Consider the following 761-nt stretch of genomic DNA (forward strand, 5'->3'; position numbering starts at 1 on the left):
GGTTCTGTCGCAATAAGGATGTTCATGCGTGAGGCGGCGGAGATGAATAGGAATCCTTATGCAATCAATGAATAGAACTGCTCGGCGGGTGTCGAGTTCTTGCGATCGGCCTTCATTTGTCCTTTGGCGATCATGTGCATGACTTCGATGCCGCCGAGCAGAACACGAGCACAGTGAAAATCCTTGAAACCCATCATCGGCCGGGTTCGGCGCTTGATGGCACGGTGATCTTGCTCGACGATGTTATTCAGATATTTTCTCTGACGAATCTTGATCGGCCGCTCGCGGCTCGCATTGAGGTCCTTGAGGGCAGCCAAATTCGCCCCGCTTTGGTCAATCGTCACCGTCTCGGGCGCGCCGTTCTGAGCGATCGATTTTTTGAAATACCGGCGCGCAGAGGCCTTGTCCCGGTGGGCACGCAGCAGAAAATCAATGGTGTTGCCATCCTTATCGACGGCTCGGTAGAGATATTTCCAGGCACCGTTGACCTTGATGTACGTCTCGTCCATTCGCCAGCTTTTGCCCACCGGTCGCTTGCGCCGACGAAACGCCTTTTCCAGTACCGGCAGCAACTTGATAGCCCATCGATGCACGGTCGAATGATCGACCGATACACCGCGTTCGGCCATCATTTGCTCCAGATGACGCAAGCTCAGCGGGTAGGCCACGTACCAGCGCACGCACACCAGAATCACGTCGATCGGGTAATGCAGGCGCCGAAATACCTTCGCCAACATCGAATTCAGCGCTTGATTCATCGT

General features: G+C 54.8%; 1 protein-coding gene. It reads right to left on the minus strand.

The features are described 5' to 3' along the window. Positions 1-56 precede the first annotated feature (56 nt). Positions 57-758 (minus strand): IS6 family transposase, encoded by a 702-nt coding sequence (locus WS68_RS00655; RefSeq protein WP_059568982.1) that lies wholly within the window; start codon positions 756-758, stop codon positions 57-59. Positions 759-761 lie beyond the last annotated feature (3 nt).

It is taken from the genome of Burkholderia sp. TSV86 (genome assembly GCF_001522865.1).
GTDB lineage: Bacteria > Pseudomonadota > Gammaproteobacteria > Burkholderiales > Burkholderiaceae > Burkholderia.